We start from the raw sequence: 4361 nt of genomic DNA on the forward strand, positions 1-4361 counted from the left end.
GCCTTGTCCTGACGTTTTTGGGGGGCTCTGAAAGTATCGCCAAGCATGCAACAGTGCACTAGCCCCTCCCACCTATCCTTTTCCCCAAGTCGGCCTTCTCGACTGCGGGGGTGAAGGGTGTTCGAAGACGTTTTTTACCAGGTCGGAATCGTGCTGGCGGTCGCCGCCGCCGGAGGCGCATTGGCGCTCGCCCTGCGCCAGCCGCTCATCGTCGCCTTTATCGCCGTGGGCATCCTGCTGGGGCCTACCGGGACCGGCTGGGTCACCGCTGCCGACGAGCTGGACCTGTTCGCCCGGCTGGGGATCGCCGTGCTCCTGTTCGTGGTCGGTCTCAAGCTCGACCTTCACATCATTCGAACCATGGGGACGGTTGCGTTGGCGACCGGCCTGGGGCAGGTGCTTTTTACTTCGGTGGTAGGTTATCTGCTGGCGCTCGCAATGGGAATCACCCCGGTGGCAGCACTCTACGTTGCCATTGCACTGACCTTCTCCAGCACCATCATCATCGTCAAGCTGCTCTCCGACAAGCGCGAGGTGGATTCCCTGCACGGGCGCATCGCCATCGGTTTCCTGATCGTCCAGGACATCGTGGTGGTGCTGGTGATGATCGGGCTTGCCGCAATGGGCCAGGCCGACGATGTCACCAGCTTGGGCCGGGAGGCACTGCTGGTGCTTGCCAAAGGGGCGCTGATGCTGGCGGTGCTCGGTTTGTTGATGCGATTCGTCCTTGGCGATCTCCTGCATCGGCTGGCCCGCTCCCAGGAGCTGCTGGTGCTTTTTGCCATCGCCTGGGCGGTACTGTGGGCTTCGGTGGGTGAACGCCTCGGATTCAGCAAGGAGGTCGGGGCATTCCTGGCGGGGATCTCCATCGCCTCCACACCCTATCGCGAGCTGATTGGTGCACGGCTGGTCAGCCTTCGCGATTTTCTGCTGCTGTTTTTCTTTGTCGACCTGGGCGCCGGACTGGACCTGGACGCGCTCGGCGCCAACCTCTTGCCCGCTGCAATGCTGTCGCTGTTCGTGCTGGTTGGCAATCCGCTCATCGTCATGGTGATCATGGGGGCGATGGGCTATCGCAAACGCACCGGATTTCTGGCGGGCCTGACGGTGGCGCAAATCAGTGAATTCTCCCTGATACTCGCTGCGCTGGGGTTGAGCATCGGGCATATCGATGAGGATACGGTCGGTTTGATAACGCTGGTCGGCCTCGTCACGATCAGTATTTCGACCTACATGATCCTCTATTCACACCGGCTCTATGACCGGCTCTCGCCCTGGCTCGGCATTTTCGAACGTCGTGTAGCGTACCGGGAGGAAGATGGCGAAGAGCACGACGGCGGTTACGACGTCGTGCTGGTGGGCCTCGGCCGCTTTGGCGCCGGCATCGGGCGGGCACTGCGCGGTCGGGCCTGTCGCCTGCTGGCGGTCGATTTCGACCCGGAATTGGTGCGGCGGCACGCGCAGGAAGGGTATGCCACTCATTACGGTGATGCGGAAGACCCCGAGTTCATCAATACGCTGCCCCTGGAGCAGGTACGCTGGGTTGTGAGTACAATACGCCAGCGTGAGATCAATCGTGCACTGTTGCAGACCCTGCGTCAGCGGGGCTATCAGGGGAAGGTGGCACTTTCCGGGGAAACCGGCGAGGAAGCGGAGGTGCTTCGCGGCTTCGGTGCTGATATGGTCCTGATTCCTTATGCCGATGCAGCAAGGGAGGCTGCGGACCGGCTAATGGCGGCGGATCCCGCTGCTTGCGATTTGCACCCGGATGGTCCCGACCAAAAATAGAGCGCCGTGTAACTGCTCGCCCGGTTGATCATGCGCGGCATAGGAGATTCGTCATCCCCTGTCACCCCCGCGCAGGCGGGGATCCATTTTGAGCCATGCCGCTGCTCTCTGGATTCCTGCCTACGCAGGAATGATGGGGGAGTGAGCAGTTACAGCGCCGTTCAGGCCCCAATCAAGAACATGACAGAAGCTGGCGAACCCAAATTGTGATCCCTTATCTTCAGGAAACCGTCGCGTTTCTCCTTACCGTCGTTATCGTCGTGCCGCTGTGTCGTGCAGTGAAGGTGAGCCCCATTATCGGTTTCCTGGTGGTCGGTGCGGCCATCGGCCCCTTCGGACTGGCCATAGTCGGGGATGTGAAAGGGGTCCGCCATTTTGCCGAACTCGGGGTCGTCTTCCTGCTGTTCATGATCGGACTCGAGCTGTCGTTCGAGCGACTCAAGGCCTTCAGCAGCCTGATTTTCGGGCTCGGTGCGGCACAGGTACTGGTCACTGCTGCCCTGATTGGCCTGATCGCCTTCGGCTGGGGGAACAGCATTGAGGCCTCGGTTATTATCGGCCTCTGCCTGGCGCTCTCCTCTACCGCCATGGTGATGCAACTGCTGGACGAGCGGGGCGAGATGAGCGCTACCCACGGCCGGGCAAGCTTTGCCGTGCTGCTCTTTCAGGATCTCGCGGTAGTGCCCATCCTCATCCTGGTGTCCGCGCTCGGTGCCGATGGCGGCAACGTCTGGGGCGAGGTGGTGATGGCGCTGTTGCGCGCGGCGGTCGCCGTCGCGGCCATCGTGGTCATCGGCCGCTATGTGCTGCGCTATCTGTTTCGAACCGTGGCCCGGACACGCAGTGTCGATGTCTTTACCGCCATGACCCTGCTCGCCATCCTCGCGACTTCGCTGGTGACCGGCTACGCCGGCCTGTCGATGGCGCTCGGTGCTTTTCTTGCTGGGCTATTGCTGGCTGAAACCGAGTTCCGGCACCAGGTAGAGAGTGAAATCGAGCCGTTCAAGGGGATTTTGCTGGGCCTCTTCTTCATGGGCGTGGGAATGAGCATCGATTTCCTGCTGGTGGCCGATCAGGCGTTTTGGGTGGCGCTGGCAGTGATCGGACTCATTCTGCTGAAGAGCGCGGTGATCTACCTGCTGGGCATGGCCTTCGGACTGCCCAGGCACGATGCGGCCCGTAGCGGGCTGCTTCTGGGCGAAGCCGGTGAATTTGCCTTCGTGGTGATCGGCCAGGCGACGCTCGCCTTTCAGCTCATGCCGGAGAAGACCGGACAGTTTATGCTCATCGTTGCCGCTCTCTCCATGGCCCTGACACCGCTGCTTGCGGTGGTTGCCGCCCGGGTGGCGCGCGCGCTGCAGCCGGTGGAAGGGGGGATTGACGCCAATGAAGCCGAAGTGGCGGATCTGAAAGAGCACGTGGTGCTGGCTGGCTACGGCCGCATCGGCCAGACCGTTGCTGCCGTCTTGCGTAGGGAAACCATCCCCTACGTCGCCCTGGACCTGAATTCCGGTCGGGTCCGCCGCTGTCGGGATGCCAGCGAGCCGGTCTACTACGGGGATGCCACCCGCACCGAGGTCCTGCGTCGGGCCGGCGCCGACCGTGCCAAGGTGATGCTGGTGACAATGGATGACGCCTCCGCCGCGGCGCGTACTGTGCAGGCGGCCCGCCAGCTCTGGCCGGACTTGAAGATCCTGGTGCGGGCCCGGGACAACCAGCACTCCGGACATCTTTGCGCCATCGGCGCCGATGCCGTAGTGCCCGAGACCCTGGAGGCCAGCCTCCAGCTGGCCGGCCATGTGCTGCGAAGCCTCGGCAACACGCCAGACATGGTCAACGACTGCATCGAGAAGATCCGCGAACGCGAATACGCCCCCGTCTGTCAGCTGGTGCCCAAGGAACCCGACCCACAGGAGGTGTAGGAGCGGCGGAAGCCGCGATTCGACGGCTTGAACCGCGGGGGGCACGGGGGAACCGATTGATGGGTTCACGCCAATCAAACCCCGTGCGCTCCGGACCTCACGGCCCGTATCCTGACACCATCTGCCAAGCAAGATAGAACTTCTCCCTCCCCCCGTGGGGGAGGGCCGGGGAGGGGGTGTGCCAAAACAGCCATGACGTCGAGTGAATCTTCGACGAGAGAGGTGAAGGATTAACCACGGGGCACGGGCGCCCGGGGAAAACCAATTCGATGACCACTGAGAACACAGAGTGTTTTGTCGAATCCCAACTCCGTGCCCTCCGTGTTCGCGTCGATCAAAATCCCGTGCGCCCCGTGTCCCCCGTGGTAAAACCGCTAACAGAAATCCCGCGAGCGGGTAGTGAGGTTGCCGAGCAGGTGGCTGTGGTCCTCCAGCCTGCCGGCCACTATGTGGATCACACCGCTCTCACTCTGCAGCTTTCCCGTTACGCACAGCAGCCGGCCGCCGGCGATGATCTTTCGATAACGCTCACCGAGCGCCTCCCAGACGATGATATTGGTGATACCGCTCTCATCCTCCAGGGTAAGGAACGTGGTGCGCCCGTCGCCGGGACGCTGACGGGTGATCACCAGCCCGGCGATGCGCACGAAG

3 protein-coding genes are annotated in these 4361 nt (G+C 62.5%); 2 read left to right on the forward strand and 1 reads right to left on the reverse strand.

Annotated elements, in window-relative coordinates; all coding sequences use genetic code 11:
- Positions 1–117 precede the first annotated feature (117 nt).
- Together Q7L05_RS16990 and Q7L05_RS16995 are read left to right on the forward strand one after the other, a co-directional pair.
- Entirely contained in the window at positions 118–1788 is a 1671-nt protein-coding gene (locus tag Q7L05_RS16990) for a cation:proton antiporter (RefSeq protein WP_303909435.1), read from the forward strand.
- 206 nt (positions 1789–1994) lie between these two features.
- Positions 1995–3710, forward strand: coding sequence for a monovalent cation:proton antiporter-2 (CPA2) family protein (locus tag Q7L05_RS16995; RefSeq protein WP_303909437.1), 1716 nt, complete (start codon positions 1995–1997; stop codon positions 3708–3710).
- Positions 3711–4084: 374 nt separating this feature from the next.
- Here Q7L05_RS16995 and Q7L05_RS17000 read toward each other — a convergent pair.
- The coding region (locus Q7L05_RS17000) for an OB-fold nucleic acid binding domain-containing protein (RefSeq protein ID WP_303909439.1) at positions 4085–4361 on the reverse strand (277 nt) is incomplete at its 5' end.

It is taken from the genome of Thiohalomonas denitrificans, from assembly GCF_016841685.1.
Classification (GTDB): Bacteria; Pseudomonadota; Gammaproteobacteria; order Thiohalomonadales; family Thiohalomonadaceae; genus Thiohalomonas; species Thiohalomonas denitrificans_A.